The organism is Pseudophaeobacter sp. EL27 (assembly GCF_900313025.1).
GTDB lineage: Bacteria > Pseudomonadota > Alphaproteobacteria > Rhodobacterales > Rhodobacteraceae > Pseudophaeobacter.
Window position 1 is genome coordinate 306606 of the sequence record NZ_OMPQ01000008.1, and the last position, 17802, is coordinate 324407.

Annotated in this window: 17 protein-coding genes and 1 riboswitch; of the genes, 8 read left to right on the forward strand and 9 right to left on the reverse strand. The window is 56.9% G+C overall.

The features are described from left to right. Window positions 1-6: 6 nt before the first annotated feature. From rlmF to ED661_RS06035, 4 genes are all read right to left on the reverse strand, one after another. Complete coding sequence (gene rlmF, locus ED661_RS06020) at window positions 7-1005, reverse strand: 23S rRNA (adenine(1618)-N(6))-methyltransferase RlmF (RefSeq protein ID WP_122073015.1); 999 nt, start codon at window positions 1003-1005, stop codon at window positions 7-9. A 236-nt stretch (window positions 1006-1241) separates the two neighbouring features. Continuing rightward, window positions 1242-1463, reverse strand: coding sequence for a hypothetical protein (locus ED661_RS06025; RefSeq protein ID WP_162930055.1), 222 nt, complete (start codon window positions 1461-1463; stop codon window positions 1242-1244). A 183-nt stretch (window positions 1464-1646) separates the two neighbouring features. Next, on the reverse strand, window positions 1647-2258 hold the full coding sequence (locus tag ED661_RS06030; protein ID WP_162930056.1) for a hypothetical protein: 612 nt from the start codon (window positions 2256-2258) through the stop codon (window positions 1647-1649). A 414-nt stretch (window positions 2259-2672) separates the two neighbouring features. Next, entirely contained in the window at window positions 2673-3587 is a 915-nt protein-coding gene (locus tag ED661_RS06035; RefSeq protein WP_122073018.1) for a LysR substrate-binding domain-containing protein, read from the reverse strand. Window positions 3588-3688: 101 nt separating this feature from the next. On the opposite strand from ED661_RS06035, the gene ED661_RS06040 reads away from it, so the two are divergent. From ED661_RS06040 to ED661_RS06070, 7 genes are all read left to right on the forward strand, one after another. Continuing rightward, on the forward strand, window positions 3689-5347 hold the full coding sequence (locus ED661_RS06040; RefSeq protein ID WP_122073019.1) for a GMC family oxidoreductase: 1659 nt from the start codon (window positions 3689-3691) through the stop codon (window positions 5345-5347). Window positions 5348-5360: 13 nt separating this feature from the next. After that, complete coding sequence (locus ED661_RS06045) at window positions 5361-6569, forward strand: mandelate racemase/muconate lactonizing enzyme family protein (RefSeq protein WP_122073020.1); 1209 nt, start codon at window positions 5361-5363, stop codon at window positions 6567-6569. A gap of 22 nt (window positions 6570-6591) precedes the next feature. Then, complete coding sequence (locus tag ED661_RS06050; RefSeq protein ID WP_122073021.1) at window positions 6592-8052, forward strand: aldehyde dehydrogenase family protein; 1461 nt, start codon at window positions 6592-6594, stop codon at window positions 8050-8052. Window positions 8053-8085: 33 nt separating this feature from the next. Further along, entirely contained in the window at window positions 8086-9693 is a 1608-nt protein-coding gene (locus tag ED661_RS06055) for an arylsulfatase (protein ID WP_122073022.1), read from the forward strand. A gap of 41 nt (window positions 9694-9734) precedes the next feature. Then, complete coding sequence (locus tag ED661_RS06060) at window positions 9735-10655, forward strand: LysR substrate-binding domain-containing protein (RefSeq protein ID WP_216822440.1); 921 nt, start codon at window positions 9735-9737, stop codon at window positions 10653-10655. Window positions 10656-10725: 70 nt separating this feature from the next. Beyond that, entirely contained in the window at window positions 10726-11589 is an 864-nt protein-coding gene (locus ED661_RS06065) for a formylglycine-generating enzyme family protein (protein WP_122073023.1), read from the forward strand. Continuing rightward, window positions 11589-13148, forward strand: a complete 1560-nt coding sequence (locus ED661_RS06070; RefSeq protein ID WP_122073024.1) for a sulfatase — start codon at window positions 11589-11591, stop codon at window positions 13146-13148. The genes ED661_RS06065 and ED661_RS06070 overlap by 1 nt, the downstream gene beginning before the upstream one ends. Window positions 13149-13596: 448 nt before the next feature. On the opposite strand, the gene ED661_RS06080 is transcribed toward ED661_RS06070, so the two are convergent. From ED661_RS06080 to ED661_RS06100, 5 genes are read right to left on the reverse strand one after another with little or no spacing between them, the layout of a single operon-like run. Further along, window positions 13597-14247, reverse strand: a complete 651-nt coding sequence (locus ED661_RS06080; RefSeq protein WP_122073026.1) for an energy-coupling factor ABC transporter ATP-binding protein — start codon at window positions 14245-14247, stop codon at window positions 13597-13599. Then, window positions 14234-15022 (reverse strand): cobalt ECF transporter T component CbiQ, encoded by a 789-nt coding sequence (gene cbiQ, locus ED661_RS06085; RefSeq protein ID WP_122073027.1) that lies wholly within the window; start codon window positions 15020-15022, stop codon window positions 14234-14236. The genes ED661_RS06080 and cbiQ overlap by 14 nt, the downstream gene beginning before the upstream one ends. Continuing rightward, window positions 15019-15597 carry a cobalt ABC transporter permease gene (locus ED661_RS06090; protein ID WP_122073028.1) on the reverse strand — a complete coding sequence of 193 codons (579 nt, stop codon included), beginning with the start codon at window positions 15595-15597 and terminating at the stop codon, window positions 15019-15021. The genes cbiQ and ED661_RS06090 overlap by 4 nt, the downstream gene beginning before the upstream one ends. Continuing rightward, the gene (cbiM, locus tag ED661_RS06095; RefSeq protein WP_122073029.1) at window positions 15594-16211 is read right to left on the reverse strand and encodes a cobalt transporter CbiM; all 618 of its coding nucleotides are present in this window, start codon (window positions 16209-16211) and stop codon (window positions 15594-15596) included. The genes ED661_RS06090 and cbiM overlap by 4 nt, the downstream gene beginning before the upstream one ends. Before the next feature lie 10 nt (window positions 16212-16221). Continuing rightward, entirely contained in the window at window positions 16222-17019 is a 798-nt protein-coding gene (locus ED661_RS06100) for a DUF4198 domain-containing protein (protein WP_122073030.1), read from the reverse strand. A 142-nt stretch (window positions 17020-17161) separates the two neighbouring features. Next, a riboswitch (cobalamin riboswitch) is annotated at window positions 17162-17376 on the reverse strand. Between the two features lie 223 nt (window positions 17377-17599). On the opposite strand from ED661_RS06100, the gene ED661_RS21870 reads away from it, so the two are divergent. After that, window positions 17600-17764 (forward strand): hypothetical protein, encoded by a 165-nt coding sequence (locus ED661_RS21870; protein WP_162930057.1) that lies wholly within the window; start codon window positions 17600-17602, stop codon window positions 17762-17764. The last annotated feature ends 38 nt before the right edge of the window (window positions 17765-17802 follow it).

The following is a 17802-nucleotide window of genomic DNA, read 5'->3' on the forward strand; positions in this document are numbered from 1 at the left end:
GGACCTCTATGTGCGTGCGTTCTTTGCAAACTTTGAGCGTTGGTTCTTCTTCATGTAGGTCCAGGCGATAAACCGGCTTGTCTTTTGCCCCTGTGCCATTTCGACGATTTTATACTCATCGACCCTGGCCTTCCCCAGAATGCGATCGAGGGGTTGGAGGTTTGCCTTTTTCGACACCAAAGAGGTAAACCACAGGCATTGATCGGCGAACTCCGTGCTCTGTTCAACCATGCGGGCGATAAACTTTATCTCACCACCAGGGCACCAAAGTTCAGCATTTTGGCCACCAAAGTTGAGTTTGGTTGAACGCCCTTTGCCAAGGTTCGCCCACTTGCGTTGTGTCCCCTTGTTCGCCGCTTCGGTAGAGCTATGGAAAGGTGGGTTGCACATGGTCAGATGAAACACATCTTTGGGCTGGATCACGCCGCGAAAGATATTCTCACGTTTGCTTTGTCGCCTCAGGGTAATTGCCAATTTGTTGAAGTCACAAATTTGCCCCGCCGATTTGATCGCACCTGCGTCTATGTCGACACCAGTGAAGTCCCAGCCGTATTCGCTCTGGCCCGTCAGCGGGTACACCAGGCTGGCACCGGTGCCGATATCCAGCACCTTGATATGACGCCCACGCGGGATTTCCTGATTGTTGCTGTCAGCAAGCAGATCCGCGAGGTAGTGGATGTAGTCAACCCGGCCAGGAATTGGGGGGCACAAATACCCGGCGGGAATATCCCAATAATCGATGTTGTAATGGGTCTTTAGCAGTGCCCGATTAAGCATACGGACCGCGCCCACGTCTTGGAAGTCAATCGTCGTCTGGCCGGTTGGGTTACAGATGGTGAAGGCCTCAAGCTCAGGCGTCTGCGCCACCAATCGCGCGAAATCGTAGCCTTCTGCGTGCTGGTTGCGGGGATGCAGTTTCGTCTTGGTGGCCATGGGGACGCCTTCATGTTGTGTTTGTAGACGTCCCTCACCAGACGATTGTCGCTTTTTAGGCCCTTCGGCCATAATAGTAAAATCAGAAGCTCTTCAGCTCCTCAGATCATACAACGGCGCAACGTTGACAGACCCTTGTTTCATCCGATGCGACGTCGCCTCAACGATCTGTTTCGAACCCTGTTAGTATTATGTCCCGGTGGGTGCAGGTGGTGGCGAATGTCAGTAGAGAGCCGCAAAACGTATCCTGCAGCGAAGGTCGGCTTAGAGCCCGAAGCGGACATGAAACTCTAATCTACCAGAAATAATCAATCACGATTTTTAACACAGGCTTTAGTGGGGTCCACCTCAACAACAATTGGTCCATCAATGGTAAATCTATCAGGCTGTTTGCTCCACAAGAACATCACAGAAAGCGGCGAGGCTGTATCGTTGTCCCTGTGGATGCCATAAAATTTGTAGAAAAATTTCGGGTTGGTAAGCTTTAGATGCTTCTCGGCAATTTGACGGGCCTCCAAATCTGAAATCAACACAACTCACCTTCAAACCTTGTTCTGCTCTAGTACATGACGAGGACATACATCGCCGAAAGTCAACGACCGCTAGGTCCGCTGAGCAGCCGCTCAAGCTGATCAACGCCGCCGCGCTCCCGCTAATGTCCGCAGGGAGCCCTAAGTGCGAATGCTGCCATTCAGAAAGCCGGCTGCCTCAAATCATGCAAAAAGGTCGCTTAACAGATCTTCATCGAAGGGACGATTCAGTTTCTTGTCTTCGGGGTGAACGGCGAGCCATTTTGCAAACACCTTCTTTGGGCGATAGTCGCCCTCCATCCTCCAATCATGAGTCTGCGGGTCTTCAACACTGGGGATGAGGTCTCCGCCTGTCACAGCAGAGTAAGAATAATAACAGCCATACAGCTGCTCCGCCTCGATACCATCCGCAACGAATTGGACACAGAAACTTTCATCCATTTCCCGCCCCACATCCTCCATCCATCGAGTAATGGCATAGTATGCCACATGGTCGCCTCTCGCCCCTAATTCGGCATAAGCAGCTGTGAGAAAACGAAACTCTTGTTCTTCACTTAGAGGTTTCCAACTGAGAGATGCCAGAAAACCTCCCAATTTCGCTAGCATCTCAAAATAGTTTAGTTCCGGGTTTGCAAGGTAGGCAAATTCATCCGCGTAAATCCCAATGTTCATCAAGCTATCGATGACTGGCGCGACTTCTGCTGAGTCTACTTTTCTAATATTTGTCTCGGGCGTTGGCCGGAAACGTGCAGCTAACCGTAGCAATCGAAAGTGAGGTTCGTCGAAAACTTTCATTTCTCTTGTACTTATGGCTATTCCGCTAGGTGGAGCTTCTATCTGTTAGCCCTTAAAATAGTGACAAACAGTGAGATGATGCAACTTAAACGAACGGCAGTATAGTTCGCAGTTTGCCAGTTCGCGATCGGCGCACTGAAGGGCAGCTATCACAATTTTCGCTCTATCGTCTTGAGACCGCTTTGGGCATTGAGCTGCCTTACCAAAACAGTGGCTCACGGGATGAACGGCTGGATGCCGTGGCCCCTATCGGGCCTTTCTGCCAACCACCGCAGATGACCGATCCCAGTACCAATAGGACGCAATTTGTGGGATCATGGGCGCAAGGTCGGTAGCGGAGAGAGGCGAAAGGCGGTCAGTCAAAGCAGCTCCTCACCAGGCCTGCTTTGGCGGCCCTTCGGGTTTCAGAGGGGCTCAATTCATTTGCTCGGCATCAACGCGGCTCACTTCCTGATACAGGGATTGCACCCAATTGCAGAACAGCCTGACTTCCTCTCTGGGTTGGGCGCGATCGTTTACAATCAGATAGTGCGACCGCCGCTTGGGCAAGCGGTAGGGAACGGGCGCAATCAAAAGCCCCTGATCCAGATATTGTCTGGCAAAACTCTCCAGCACCATGGTGACACCCTGCCCGGCAGACACCGTCTGCAGGGCGATCAGTGATGAATCCGCCTTCAGCCAATCGGTCGTCACCGTCAGGCCAAGATTATGTAGCTCCGACAGCTTGCCCCAATCGGTCTCGGACCCGATGATCTGAACCACATCGCCAGCGGCCAGGGATTGGATCGTCAGATCCTCGCCAAAGCTCTGGGCATAGTCCGCCCGGCACACGGGCACTGCAGATTCATGACCAAGATGCACAATCTGCGCCTCACCCCAATTGCCCAGCCCGTAGCGGATATCAATATCCAGTGTCTCGTCATCAAAACGATCCGCCCAGACCGATGTTGTCATTTGCACCAGAATATCCGGATGCACCGCCTTGAATTCCGCGAGCCGCGGGCCAATCACCAGCGCCGCGCAGGAAATAGACGCACGCACCCGTAGAATTCGGGTGCGTTTTTTACCAAACAACCCGTTGGTGGCCAGTGCCATGTCTTCAAAGGATTTTCCAATCGTCTGCGCATAGGCCTGACCGATGTCTGTCAGGGTCACACCGCGCGGCAAGCGTTTGAACAACTGCGCGTCCAGATGTTGCTCGAGGTGTCTGATTTGCTGGCTGATTGCGGCAGGGGTCAGGCCCAACTCGCTCGCCGCCGCAGCAAAGCTGTTATGGCGGGCTGCGGATTCAAAGGCCTTGAGCCAGGTCACATGCGGCAGGGTATTCATACAGATACTTAACCTTAATGATGCCTATGGGTGAAAACCCGTTGTTTGATTTACGCCTAATACTGCTTTCATGTTCTGGCAAGGTTAGGAAAGCACCCACCATGCAAACATTCGACTTCATAATCGTCGGCGCCGGCTCAGCTGGCTGTGTATTGGCCGACAAGCTCAGCCAATGTGGGCGCCATCAGGTGCTTTTGCTGGAGGCCGGCGGAAGTGATCGTCGCGCTTGGATCAAGATACCGGTCGGCTATGGCTTCACTTTTTCGGATCCGGCGGTGAATTGGCGCTTTTCGGCAGAGCCCGACCCTGGGCTGCAGAACCGCAGGGGCTATTGGCCGCGCGGCAAGGTCATCGGCGGTTCCAGCTCCATCAATGCCATGGCCTATGTGCGGGGGCTGCCCCATGATTTCGATGATTGGGAAGAGGCTGGCGCGCATGGCTGGGGCTGGGATGCCGTTCAGCAAATCTTTGATGCCCTGGAGAGCAACGACGAAACCGATCCGGAAGGCAACAGACGCCTGCGCGGAGATGGCCCCATTCGGGTCGCCGATCTGCAGGATCGAATGCATCCCTTTTCGCAGAATTTCCTGGCAGCGGCACGGGATATGGGCTGGCCCACTTCCACCGATATGAATGCCCTGCCTGGCGAGGGCAGCAATCAAGTCCCCGGCGAAGGTTTGAGCTATGTCCGTAGCACCGTACGCAACGGGTTTCGCTGGTCGGCAGCCGATGCTTTCCTGCGCCCTGCCCTGTCGCGCCCAAACCTCACCGTTATCCGTCAGGCCCAGGTTGAGAAGATCGTGATGCAAGGCACACGCGCCACAGGCCTGCGCTATTGCAAGGCAGGCAAGGTCCACGAGGTCACAGCCGCACGAGAGGTTATCCTGAGCGCAGGCGCCGTTAGCTCGCCGCACATCCTGCATCTGTCCGGGATTGGTCCGGCAGAAATGCTGAAAACCCACGGAATTGAAGTTACCCATAACCTGCCTGAGGTCGGTCGCGGGCTTCAGGACCATTTGGCGCTGTCGCATTTCTTCTGGTCCAAATCGGAGACCTTGAATGCCACCCTGGGCAATCGCTGGGGCCAGTTCAAGGCGGGGCTGCGCTATGTGCTGACCCGCCGTGGCCCATTGAGCGTCCCGGTCAATCAATGCAGTGGGTTTGCCCGCACCAGAGGTGCCCTGCTCCCGGATGTGCAGATCTATTGCAACCCGGCCTCCTATGCGACATTGCCCAATGGAAAACCGCAGATCGACCGGGACAACGGATTTTTGCTCTGTGTGCAGCCTAGCCGCCCGACCAGCCGGGGCGAGATCACCCTGCGCTCTGCCAATCCCAACGATGCTCCCGTGATCCAGCCGAACTCACTGGCGACCGAAGAAGATCGCCAGACAGCCATCCGCGCCAGCCACCTGTTGCAAGACCTGGCACAGGCCCCATCGATACAGGCTGTCACCCGAGCACGGCGGGATCCCGACATTTTGACCATGGATGACGAAGCACTGCTGGAAAACTTCCGCGCGCGCGCCGGGACCGTTTTCCACCCCACCTGCACCTGTCGCATGGGCAAGGATGCGGGCGATTCAGTATTGGACGCCCGGTTGCGGGTACACGGGCTAACGGGGTTGCGGGTGATTGATGCCTCAGCCTTTCCCAACATCACATCCGGCAACACCAATGCCCCAACCATGATGCTCGCGGCACGTGCCGCCGATCTGGTGCTCGAAGACAATTCAAACCTTGCTCAAGCGGCTGAATAACAGGATAAAACCGATGAAACTCGACAAGATCGAAACCTTTGTCTTTGGCAACCCACCCCCGCGCCACGGCGGCCGCTATTTCATCTTTGTGCGGCTGACCACCGCCTGCGGCATTACCGGAGTGGGCGAGATCTACAACGCCACATTTGGGCCCGATCTGTGCTGCGCCATGGCGGAAGAGATGTTTGCGCGGCAATTTTATGGGGCAGATCCGCACCATATCGAAAAGCTCTGGCGGCAATCCTATGGCGCCGGCTTTACCCTGCGCCCGGATGTGACCGTGATGGGCGTGCTCAGCGGTTTGGAAATGGCCTGTTGGGACATCATCGGCAAGGCGGCGGGCAAACCGGTCTACGAGCTGATGGGCGGCAAGGTGCATGAGCGACTGCGCAGCTATACCTATCTCTACCCGACTGAGGGCGATGTATACCCCGACCCGGACGCGCCCAATGTCTACAACGATCCGGACATGGCTGCTGAGGTTGCTTTGCAGCGGGTGAATGAGGGCTTTACCGCCATCAAATTTGACCCGGCCGGCCCCTATACCATCTATGACGGGCACCAGCCCCGCATGGAGGATCTGGAGCGCAGTGAACAGTTCTGCAAACGCATCCGTGAGGCTGTGGGCACCCGCGCCGACCTGTTGTTCGGCACCCATGGTCAATTCACCGTCTCCGGTGCCAAACGCATGGCGCGACGGCTGGAGCCCTATGAACCCCTGTGGTTCGAAGAACCCACAACGCCGGAAAACCCCGCCGATATGGCCGAGATTGCCCGCTTCACCTCTGTCCCGATTGCCACCGGGGAGCGGCTGTGTACCAAGCATGAATTTGCCCGTGTTCTGGAAACAGGGGCTGCCTCGATCCTGCAACTGGATCTGGGACGTGTTGGCGGGCTACTCGAGGCGAAAAAGATCGCAAGTATGGCGGAAACCCGGCAGGCGCAGATTGCGCCGCATCTCTACTGTGGCCCTGTGGTGGCGGCTGCGAACATTCAGATCGGCACCTGTAGCCCCAATTTTTTGATCCTGGAGAGCATCGGCACCTTTGAAGGGCCCTACATGTCCGGCCTGAAATCCTCGATCACCTGGGAAGAGGGCTATGTCATCCCCTCCACCGAGCCGGGGCTAGGAGTTGAACTTGATGATGCCGCCATTGCCGCAAGCCCTTACACTGGCACAAAACTCCACCTCGAACTGGCCCACGAGCCCGTCGTTCAGTGACATCTAGAGAAAAGACAACAGCATGATCCTTTGTGACAAGTTCTACATTGACGGCGCCTGGGTCGATCCCGTTGACCCCAGCGCCTTCCCCATCATGAACCCGGCGACCAACAGCCAGATCGGCAGCGTCTCGCTCGGTACCGGAGCGGATGTCGACCGCGCCGTTGCCGCCGCCTCCCGCGCCTTTGAGAGCTTTTCAAAAACCTCCAAATCCGAGCGCTTGGCGCTGTTGCGGCGCCTGCGTGATGTCATGGAGGCGCGTAACGAGGAAATGGCCAAGGCGATCAGCCAGGAGATGGGCGCTCCGCTCACCATGGCCCGCGAAGAACAGGCCGCCTGTGGCATCGCCTATGCCGAGGACTTCGCCGATATTCTGGAGGCGATGGAAGACCAAGAGACCCTGCCCAATGGCGACGTTGTGCTGCGCGATCCCATTGGCGTTTGCGGGCTGATCACCCCCTGGAACTGGCCGATCAACCAGATCACCCAAAAGGTGCTGCCGGCCCTGGCCGTTGGCGCAACCTGCGTGTTGAAACCTTCAGAATATACGCCACTTTCTGCGGCCCTCTTTGCTGAGATGGTAGATGAAGCGCGCTATCCTGCTGGTGTGTTTAACCTGGTCTTTGGCAACGGACCCGAGGTCGGTGCCGCGCTGTCTAAACATCCCGATATCACCATGATGTCCTTTACCGGATCAACCCGAGCTGGCGTTCTGGTTTCCAAGGATAGCGCTGACACCGTCAAGCGCGTGGCGCTGGAGCTGGGCGGCAAATCGCCCAACCTGCTGTTTGCCGACTGCGATCTTGAGACGCGTGTCACCGCTTCGGTGCAGGAGTGTTTTCACAATACCGGCCAGTCCTGCAATGCGCCGACCCGCCTGTTGGTGGAACGGAGCTGCTACGCCGAGGCGCTGGAAATCGCAAAACGCGCGGCTGAGGCTCAGCAGATTGGCAATCCAACAGAGGAAGGTGACCACATCGGCCCTCTGTTCGATCAGATGCAATATGACCGTGTCCAGGCCATGATCCAGATCGGCATTGATGAAGGCGCAACGCTCCTGGCTGGCGGATTGGGCAAGCCGGAAGGTTTTGAGCAGGGTTGGTACGCACGGCCAACAGTGTTTGCCGATGTCCACAATGACATGCGCATCGCCCGCGAAGAGATCTTTGGCCCTGTACTGGTGGTAATCCCCTTTGACAGCGAAGAGGAAGCCATCGCCATTGCCAACGACAGCGACTTTGGCCTCTACGCCTATGTGCAGACCGGCAGCAAGGCGCGCGCAGCGCGGGTCTCTGGCGAATTGCGTGCCGGTGCGGTGGCCATCAACGGCTGCGGCACATCGTATGGGTCGCCTTATGGTGGCTATAAACAGTCCGGAAATGGTCGCGAGGGCGGGAAGTTTGGCCTTGAGGAGTATCTGGAAGTAAAAGTGCTGCCCTCTCTGGATCAGCTAGACCGTGATGGCTGCTTTTCGCAGCCCTGAGCCCGCAAACGTGACGACCTGAAAGGTGCAACCATGACCCGCAGACCCAATGTTATCTTAATCCTTGCAGACGACATGGGCTTTGCCGATCTCGGTTGCACCGGATCAGAAATCCAAACCCCAAACATCGACGGGCTGGCAAGGGACGGCGCCTTGCTGACCTCCATGTATAACTGCGCCCGCTGCTGCCCCACGCGGGCCTCCCTGTTGACCGGGCTTTACCCGCATGACGCAGGGGTTGGCCACATGGGTGCAAACCTTGGCACCCCTGCCTATCAGGGCTTTTTGCGCAATGACGGCGCAACCATCGCCGAACACCTGCGCGACGCGGGCTACCGCACCTTGATGTCCGGAAAATGGCATGTCGCCGGGGATTTTGATGCGCGTGACTACGACAGCTGGCGCCCCGGTGAGGTCGAGCACCCAACGCCGCGCCAGCGGGGGTTTGACCGGTTCTATGGCATCATGGACGGCGCCACCCATTTCTTTTCACCGCACTACATGATGGAGGACGACAGCCGCGTCCAGGTGGTGCCCGATGATTTCTATTTCACCGATGCAATCACCGATAAGGCCATCGGCATGATTGAGGATTCCGTGGAGGACGAAAAACCGTTTTTCCTCTATCTCGCCCATACTGCGCCGCATTGGCCCCTGCATGCCCATCCCGAAGATATTGCCCGCTACGACGGTGTGTATAGCAAAGGATGGGACGCTACCCGCACGGCGCGGCACGAAACCATGAACGCAAAAGGTCTGTTCCATACGCAGTGGGATATCTCCGCCCGTGACAAAGACGTTCATCCCTGGCAGGCGGAAACCCATCAGGACTGGGAGGCCAGCAAAATGGCGACCTATGCTGCAATGGTCGACCGGATGGATCAATCCATTGGCACCTTGATAGCAGCACTCAAACGGCTGGATCAGTTCGACGATACGCTGATCCTGTTTTTGTCTGACAATGGCGGCTGCGCCGAATTCATGGCCGAAGACGGCTGGGCGCAGTTTTATCCCGATGTCACCCAGGACGGACGAAAAATCACCATGGGCAATGTCCCCGACCTGCGCCCCGGCAATGCCCAGACCTTCCAAAGTTATGACAAGCCCTGGGCCAATGTCTCAAATGCGCCCTTCCGGCTGTTCAAACACTATGTCCATGAGGGCGGCATCTCGACCCCACTCGTGGCCCATTGGCCCAAAGGGTTTGGCGCCCGTGGCCCCGCGCAGGCGGCCTGTCATGTGGTTGATATTCTGCCCACCATCCTCGAAGCCACCGGCGCCAGCTACCTGAAGGAACTCGGTGGACACGAGATCCAGCCGATGCAGGGGGAAAGCCTGCTTGATCTGTTCCGGGATCACGCCTGGGATCGCGAACAGCCGATCTTCTTTGAACACGAAGGCAATGCAGCGATCCGCCAGGGTCAGTTCAAGCTCGTGCGCCTGCATGACCATGACTGGGAACTCTATGACATAGAGGCGGATCGCACCGAGCTGAACAACATCATCAAAGGTGACGAGGCCCGGGCCCGCGACATGATCCGGCAATATGAGGACTGGGCTGCCAAATCCGGTGTCATGGACTGGAATATCGCATTGCCCAAGCTGCTGAAGGCCTGGGGGATGGAAACCCACGAAGGATAACCCGGTTGGACAAGCAAGCGCCATATCCTACAGTAGGAGTTATGAAACGGCGCCTGATCGATATTGTCTCTCTTGATGCGCTGCGCGTGTTTGACTGTACGGCCCGACTGATGAGCTTTTCGGCTGCGGCGCGGGAATTGTCGGTCACGCAGGCAGCTGTCAGCAGGCGGATCAAACACCTGGAAGACATGCTGGGGTTTACCCTCTACTCCCGCAACGGACGGCAGTTGACCCTGACGCCCAAGGGAGAGCGGTTGTTTCTGCGGGTGCAGGCTTCGTTAGAGTATCTGGGCAGTGAACTGGACGAGTTGACCGCAACTCAAACCCACACGACCCTGTCAATTTCCGCCTCAGCGGCGATTTCACATCTGTGGTTGGGCCAGCGCCTGCAACGCTTCAATGAAAAATTTCCCGAGATCTCGGTTCGGTTGACCACCACCGACAATCTGAGTGAGTTGGCACAATCCGATAGCGAACTGGCAATCGTGTTTTCCAAGGGGACACACCCGGATTGGAAGCTCTCGCCACTGTTGAGCGAGGAGCTGATCCCGGTGGCATCCCCCGATTTTCTACAGAGATCAGGGATCAAGGATCGCCCCGCCAACCTATGTGCCAGTGACCTTTTGAGGCTGGCTCTGTATGACTACGGCCGATCCGGCGTAAACAGTGTGACCCTGCTGGATTGGTTTGAATGGGCCGGTGTTGATCCCGCCGGTTTGTCGCCGCGGATCGTGTTTTCCGACTACATCCTGGCGGTGGATGCTGCCGTCAGAGGCGATGGGGTCATTTTGGGCAGCCGCGCCTTGCTACAGGCCCATTTGAACAGCGGCACGCTGGTAGAGCTTACGGACAATGCGCTGGTCACGGGTTTTGGGTATTACCTGGGCCTGCCGCGTCATGTCACAACCGGACAATCGGCTGAAAATCTCGCCAGCTTTTTAGTGGGTTCTGTTTCATCATAATATTTTGTGCAGGGAAAAGTTGAGATTTTCGTGGATTTGGTTACTGGGTTACCGGTGCTACACATGAGAAATGACAGGATTTTCCAATACAGCCTCGCTTGACTGCGTCTCTTTGAAAGGCGGCCGGTTCCGCATGGGGGCCAAACGCAGCTGCCAGAAAGATGACGGCGAAGAACCCGTACGCAGTATCTCAGTCTCCGGTTTTGGGATGACCCCTGGCACGATCACCAATGCGCAGTATCAGCGGTTCATCGACGAAACCGGCCATGTCTCAACGGCAGAGGGTTTTGGCTGGTCCTTTGTGTTTGATCCAACAGAGGCTGAGCTGGAAAGATCAGGGTCATGGTGGCGCAAAACCGAAGGCGCCTGCTGGCGGGCCCCCACCGGGCCGGGATCAGACGTTACAGGTAAAGAAACCCATCCGGTTGTTCATGTCTCATGGCACGATGCCGTTGCATATGCCGACTGGGCCGGTGGACGTCTGGCAACCGAAGCCGAATGGGAATTCGCCGCCAGAGGCGGGCTTGATCAGAAACGCTACCCCTGGGGCGATGCCTCACCTGTGGACAGCTTTCGATGCAATATCTGGCGCGGCAAATTCCCTCGCGAAAACACGGCCGCCGATGGCTATGCTGGCACCTGCCCGGTGGATGCGTTCAAGCCCAATCGCTTGGGTCTGTACAATATGGTTGGCAATGTCTGGGAATGGACTGCCGACTGGTTCAGCCGTGACTTCCATATCCTGAGCCGATCAGATCGGGAGCCAAAGGGGCCACCCTTTGGCGAAGGCAAGGTCCTGAAAGGTGGCTCGCATCTGTGCCACAAATCCTATTGCGCGCGTTACCGGGTTTCGGCCCGTAGCGCTTCCGCCCCTGACATGACCACCGGACATATCGGTTTCCGGGTGGTGTTTGATAAAAAGGACCCCGTCTGATGAAAGCCATTGTTGTCATGTTCGACACCCTCAGCCGCCATTTTTTGCCGAGCTACGGGAACGACTGGGTGCATGCCCCCAACTTCCAGCGTCTTTCAGACCGCGCCGTGACATTTGATACCTCCTATGTCTGCTCCATGCCCTGCATGCCGGCGCGCCGAGACTGGCACACGGGCCGTCCGAATTTTCTGCATCGCAGCTGGGGTCCGCTGGAGCCCTTCGACGACAGCATGCCCAAAATGCTAAGCGACGCAGGGGTCCACACCCATTTGACCACTGACCACAATCACTATTTTGAAGATGGCGGTCTGAACTACCATACCCATTACACAACTTGGCAATACTGGCGCGGACAGGAAGGTGACCCCTGGATCGGTGACCTGAATGAGCCCCAAATTCCCAAAGGCGCCTTTGGGAAAAACGGCATCTATTCTGAAGAAAAGGTTTTCGAAGACTACCGAAAAGTCTTTCCTGAAGAAAGCGATGCATCCATGGATCGGCTGCGATACCTGACCCGACAGGATTGGGTCAACCGCGGCTTCATGAATGTTGAGGAGAACCAGCCGCAAGCGCTGACCTTCAAAGCAGGACTGGATTTCATCGATAGGAATGCAGATCACGACAACTGGATGCTGCATATCGAAACCTTTGACCCACACGAGCCCTTTTATACGCTGGACCGTTATAAGGAACTCTACCAAGAGCACCACGATGCTTATGACGGGCCCTTCTTTGACTGGCCAATGTACGCGCGGACCAATGATCATCCGGAAGAAAACAAACATCTGCGCGTCGAATATGCTGCGCTTGTGAGCATGTGCGACGAATATCTGGGCAAGGTCATGGATATGATGGATGCCAAGGGTCTGTGGGACGACACCATGCTGATTGTTTGGACGGACCACGGCTTTCTTCTGGGTGAGCACGACTGGTGGGGCAAGATGTCGATGCCTATGTACCAGGAAATTGCCCACACACCGTTCTTCATCTGGGATCCACGTGTTGGCATTTCCGGTGAGAGACGCCAATCCCTTGTACAACCCTCAATTGACCTCGCGCCAACCCTGCTCAATTTCTTTGGCCTTCAGCCCACCAAAGACATGACGGGGCAGGATCTGGCGTGTGTTATCGCCAGCGATACGCCAGTAAGGGAGGCCGCAATTTTTGGGATGCATGGCGCGCATGTGAACATCACCGATGGGCGATATGTTTACATGCGCGCTCCGCAAAATCCCGAGAACAAGCCGCTTTACCAATACACCCTCATGCCAACCCATATGCGGGCGCATTTCGCGGTTGAGGATTTCTACGACCTCCAGGTAGCCGAGCCTTTTGATTTTCAAAAGGGTGCCAAAACCATGAAGATCGAAAACGTCACCTGGGTCGCGCGGGATCGGCAGTTTGATACCATGCTGTGGGATACACAGGAAAACCCAAGCCAAACGGTGGGGTTAGTGAGCTTTGAGGTGGAAGAGTGCCTTAAGAGCCAGATGATTGAGTTGATGAAAAACATCGACGCCCCGAGCGAGCAATTTGTAAGGCTGGGTCTTGACGCATAGAGCGGTTCTCTAATTTGATCGGTGGACATCGAAGGAGGCACGTTGGTTCAGGACCAGGCAACCGCCCTAGGTTCGTCAGCCGATCCACTAAGCGGATGATCGACCTCAAGAGGCTAGGTTTTCCACCACCCCAGCCAGTACTTCCTAACATGATCTAGGTAGGACATTTCTGGCTCAGAGGGGTTCAGAATGCCCCTTCTGCCCCCACCAGCATGTGACTCTATCAGGTTCCCTAACGGGGCTCTGAAGTGGATCTGAGACATCGTGGGCCAAGGATTCAAGCCCTCCAGGAGCTCGTTTTCAACCTGCTCCGAGACCTGTGATGGTGTCTGACCCAGCCTTTCCTTCATCTCTACTAGTCAGTCATGACATATTGCCCCCGATGCTAGGGGAGAGATCGCCTACACTGAGCACAAAAGAGCACCAGCGCAGTCGGCGCCGCCTGCACTCAGGTTCGTTCGAGACGCCGCCCAACCAGCTGGTAACCTCCCGGTGCCAGTTTGGCACGAAACTCAGGGTCATGGCTGACCAGCAAGATCGCCTGATCAAGCCCGGTCAGGATCTCGGTGAGCCGCGCATAATTGTCGGGGTCCAGCGCATTTGTGGGCTCATCTAGGATCAGAACCTCGGGCTCCATGGCCAGAACGGTAGCCAGAGTGACCAGGCGCTTTTCGCCACCCGACAGCTTATGCGTCACCCGGTCCCGCAGATGCACGAGATCCAGACGGGACAGCACCCTGTCGACAATCGCAAGTGCTTCGGCCTTGGATTTTCCCAGGTTCAGCGGGCCAAAGGCCACGTCTTCGGCAACGGTGGGGCAGAACAACTGGTCATCGGCATCTTGAAACACGAAGCCAACCCGCCGGCGCATGTCGTGGAAATCGGCCTCGGCCAGGCAGGGTTTGCCAAAGGCGGTGACGCTGCCGCTGGTCGGCGTCAAAAGCCCCATGATGATCTTCAGCAGGGTCGACTTTCCCGCACCGTTAGGGCCGATGAGCGATAGACGCTCGCCGGGCTGCAACTGCATCGTGGCCCCCTCGAGCACGGGGTCAAGGCCAGGGTAGCCAAAATGAATGTCTTGCAGATCAAGAAGTGGCATAGTGCACCTCGGCCCAGATCAGGGTGGCAAGAGCTGCGCCCAGGGTCAGAGCAAAGAGCAGATCGGCGCGCCGCAACTGAAAGGCTTCCAGCAGGATGATGCGACCGGAAAACCCCCGGCATTTCATCGCCGCCAGGATACGTTCAGAGCGTTCAATCGCCCGCACCAGCATCATGCCGATCAGATAGCCATAGCTGCGGTAGGTGTGCCAGTTGGTGCCAGGGCGAAAGCCGCGCAGCTTCATCGAGGTGCGCAGGCGTTGGTATTCTTCGCGCAATACGTCGATGTAGCGAATGGTGAACATCATCAGATGCACCAGCCGCTCAGGCGTTTTCAGCGCAAACAGGGCATGTCCCATGGTGACGGGCTCCATGGTGCCAACCAGGGTCATCACCGCCAGGATAACCGCATTGGCCGTAAGCGCGATCTCAACCGCGCGCCACAGGCCTTGCCAGCTGGCCTCGAGCCCCCAGAGCGAAAACATCGCATCACCGGGCATGGTAAAGGGCAAAAGCAGCAGCATGAAGATGATGAAACTGTCCATCATTGCCATGCGTTTCAGTGTTTTGCGTGGGGGAAGGCCGGACAGCGCCAATAGCGACAGCGACAGACCTAAGGCAGAGGTCAGAACCCATAGATTGCTGAGCCCGACCACCACCACGGCGTAGAGCGCCGTCATCACGATACGCATACGCGGATCCAGCGTGGAAACCTTGGCACGCATCCCGGCAAAGCCGCTGAGGGAGTCGTTTTCACCTGTCAGCACATAGGTCATGTGTTGTTGTCCATCTTGCGGCGGGCAGCGATGTAAAAGCCGAGACCAAAGAGGCCAAAAATATAACCAATACCCCCCAGAACAGACTGGAAGTTGGATTTGTTCTTAAAGGCAGTCAATTCCTGGCGCAGAGGTCGCAGCTCGTTGCGGATCATGGTGGCCAGCTCGGCGCGGGATTGATCAGACAGGGCTGTGTCGGCTGAAACCGTTGCCGCTTGCCCTGAGGCGCTGGCAGCCGGGGTGGCGATGCTTTGACCCAGCAGTTCCGCCACCTCATTGGCCGCCATCTGCACCTCGGCCACATGGCCGGCACCAAGATCGCCGCGAAAGATATGCGTCACGGGCTCTTTGGGTGTGAACAGGAAAAATCCATCAGCATCGGTCCGGGTTTCGCCCAATTTGGTGCCCGCCTCGTCAAAGACCTCGATCAGCAGGTCGACCGCCATGTCGCCATTGGAAAAACCGACCTCGCCTTCGATATCGGTACCTGAGGGGAAGACCGAAGAAATCACATTATGAGCCAGCGCGGGAAGCGGAGCCAGCAAGGCCAGGCTCAGGACAATGGAGCGGATCATGCCAGGCGTCCTTTTGTGTCGATGAACAGTTCCGGCTTGACCCGTCGGGCCAGGAAAATGGCGGCCGCAGAGAGCAGCCCTTCGATCACCATCACCGGGATATGGGAGAAAAACACCAGTTTGGCTGCCAGGGTGAATTCATCCCCCGACAACATCAGCGATACCGCCACGGCCAAAGTGGTCAGTGCAATCGCCATTGCGCCACCAATGCCACCCCAGATTGCCCCCTGCAGTGGCGAACCACGCGCCACCAAAGGACGGAAAGCCAGACCGACCAATACGGCCGGCAGGGCGATATTGACAGCATTGACGCCCAATACGGTGAGACCGCCAAAGCCAAAGAACACCGCCTGCAAAAGCAACCCGACAAAGAGCGCAGGGAAGGCCGCCCAGCCCAGCACCAGCCCGGCCAACCCGTTCAGGATCAGATGCACTGAACTGGGACCGACCGGCACATGGATCAGCGAGGCGACAAAGAAACTGGCGGAGAGAACACCTGCCGCAGGAATACGCTCCAGCGGCAGGCTGCGCAGCCCCATGGCGATACCGCCGACAGCGGCAACCGCGCCAGCGATCACAACCGGGTTCGACAATGCGCCATCTACGATATGCATGGGGTCAGCCTCACTTCAGATCAGTGGCTTCGATCCAGATCACCGCATCCTGGCTGAGTTCCTTGCCCTCATGCTCGGTTGCAGGTCCGGACCCCAGAGCTGCAAAGCCCCAGTATCCTGCCTTGGGAATGCCAAAGGTAAAGACGCCATTGGCATCCGAGATGGCAACAATCGCGCCGCCTGGCATTTCTCCGGTGGTGGGATCTGTGGTGGCAAAGGTTTCGAGATCAGGCTCTGATGCCATGAATTCAATCTCGATTTCAGCGCCTGCGACAGGCTTGCCATCGGCCAGAACCTGACCCGAGAAGGTGGAGCCAACAATGACGTTATAGGGCTTGTTCAGCGGCAGGATCTCGGTTGGCAGCCCCACTGGCTGGTCCCAATCGGTGGGCAGCGTGTTGCGGTTCAGAACAGATTTGGTGATCTGCTGAATGTAGATGTCTTCGCTTTCCTCATAATAGGGCGCGGGAACAGTGACCACGACATAGTCACCCGAACGCTTGACCGGAATCGAAGCGGTATAGGCCGCGGACTCATTTTCCGCACCCTTGAAGGTGGCTGGCTGCAGGCGATCAGACAGGTCGGTCTTTTCGCCATTGTGGATCATGTAGAACTCTTCCGGCTTGCCCATATCCATGGCGTGGCCATTGGCCATGGGGTGCCAAAAAATCAGACCAACCGGCACATCGCCGGGGCGTTCGATCAGTGAGCTATCGGTGTAGTGCAACAGGAAGTGCGCTGAAGCCGCAACCGGGCTCAGCAATGTTGCAGAGGTGGCCAGCAGAGCGGCCAGGGATTTAAATTTCATGTCGTCCTCATTCGACGATACAGGCATGCCTGCGATCAGGAATGAACAACGGGGAGTAGTGGCACAGGATCGGCAGATAGCCAAACGCGCCAGACGCGCACCCCGGCGTCCGGTGGAAAAGGGTCAAAACTCCGCAAACGGAGTCTCAATCCTTGTGTCCGGCAGGTCTCCTGACTCGCGGGTCATTGGTCAGCTGGCCTTCCCGGGAATGTCCCAGTGGCTTGTTCAGCGTCACTCACCGCTCACAGTTGCGGGGGCAGTCACGGATTTGGTCCCTTTTGGGTACGCCTCACCGTGTTCCCTATTGCTTCCGCTGTGCATTGAAACACGCACGGAACCGATCACTCTGGTTCAATGACAAAACGGGAAATACGAGTCAAGCGCCATGATGGCCTTTTAGTCTGTCATGAGGCATGGGCTTTTATCCCAGCAGTTTCCAGATACCGTTCAACAGATCGGCGGGTTGCGCCGGTTTCATCAGCGGATGCCTTCTGGCTGCAATCCCGTTCCACGCGGGGTGGCTTCGCTTGCGTAGTGGCGCCTTAACAACCAAGTGTGGCCCTTCAAGTACGCGTATTTCATGACGCTGGCGGAGCTTTCCAAGAAGTACGGCGTCCACGCCATCCAGATCGGGAGGTGGAAGTGTGCAGCGATAGAAAATATGGCGACGGCTTTTATGCGCCGAGGTGCTGCACCCAAGCAGGTGAGCGCGGCAGAAGTCGACAAGCTGCTGACGCTGACCTGATCCATTTGGTCCTATGAGCCGAAGGGCGAGAGCGCCGA

What these genes read in the sequence shown, in the direction of transcription:
- rlmF (WP_122073015.1), bottom strand. Translation starts at nt 1,005, where the DNA reads ATGGCCGAAGGGCCTAAAAAGCGACAATCGTCTGGTGAGGGACGTCTA.
- ED661_RS06030 (WP_162930056.1), bottom strand. Translation starts at nt 2,258, where the DNA reads ATGAAAGTTTTCGACGAACCTCACTTTCGATTGCTACGGTTAGCTGCA.
- ED661_RS06035 (WP_122073018.1), bottom strand. Translation starts at nt 3,587, where the DNA reads ATGAATACCCTGCCGCATGTGACCTGGCTCAAGGCCTTTGAATCCGCA.
- ED661_RS06040 (WP_122073019.1), top strand. Translation starts at nt 3,689, where the DNA reads ATGCAAACATTCGACTTCATAATCGTCGGCGCCGGCTCAGCTGGCTGT.
- ED661_RS06045 (WP_122073020.1), top strand. Translation starts at nt 5,361, where the DNA reads ATGAAACTCGACAAGATCGAAACCTTTGTCTTTGGCAACCCACCCCCG.
- ED661_RS06050 (WP_122073021.1), top strand. Translation starts at nt 6,592, where the DNA reads ATGATCCTTTGTGACAAGTTCTACATTGACGGCGCCTGGGTCGATCCC.
- ED661_RS06055 (WP_122073022.1), top strand. Translation starts at nt 8,086, where the DNA reads ATGACCCGCAGACCCAATGTTATCTTAATCCTTGCAGACGACATGGGC.
- ED661_RS06060 (WP_216822440.1), top strand. Translation starts at nt 9,735, where the DNA reads ATGAAACGGCGCCTGATCGATATTGTCTCTCTTGATGCGCTGCGCGTG.
- ED661_RS06065 (WP_122073023.1), top strand. Translation starts at nt 10,726, where the DNA reads ATGACAGGATTTTCCAATACAGCCTCGCTTGACTGCGTCTCTTTGAAA.
- ED661_RS06070 (WP_122073024.1), top strand. Translation starts at nt 11,589, where the DNA reads ATGAAAGCCATTGTTGTCATGTTCGACACCCTCAGCCGCCATTTTTTG.
- ED661_RS06080 (WP_122073026.1), bottom strand. Translation starts at nt 14,247, where the DNA reads ATGCCACTTCTTGATCTGCAAGACATTCATTTTGGCTACCCTGGCCTT.
- cbiQ (WP_122073027.1), bottom strand. Translation starts at nt 15,022, where the DNA reads ATGACCTATGTGCTGACAGGTGAAAACGACTCCCTCAGCGGCTTTGCC.
- ED661_RS06090 (WP_122073028.1), bottom strand. Translation starts at nt 15,597, where the DNA reads ATGATCCGCTCCATTGTCCTGAGCCTGGCCTTGCTGGCTCCGCTTCCC.
- cbiM (WP_122073029.1), bottom strand. Translation starts at nt 16,211, where the DNA reads ATGCATATCGTAGATGGCGCATTGTCGAACCCGGTTGTGATCGCTGGC.
- ED661_RS06100 (WP_122073030.1), bottom strand. Translation starts at nt 17,019, where the DNA reads ATGAAATTTAAATCCCTGGCCGCTCTGCTGGCCACCTCTGCAACATTG.
- ED661_RS21870 (WP_162930057.1), top strand. Translation starts at nt 17,600, where the DNA reads ATGACGCTGGCGGAGCTTTCCAAGAAGTACGGCGTCCACGCCATCCAG.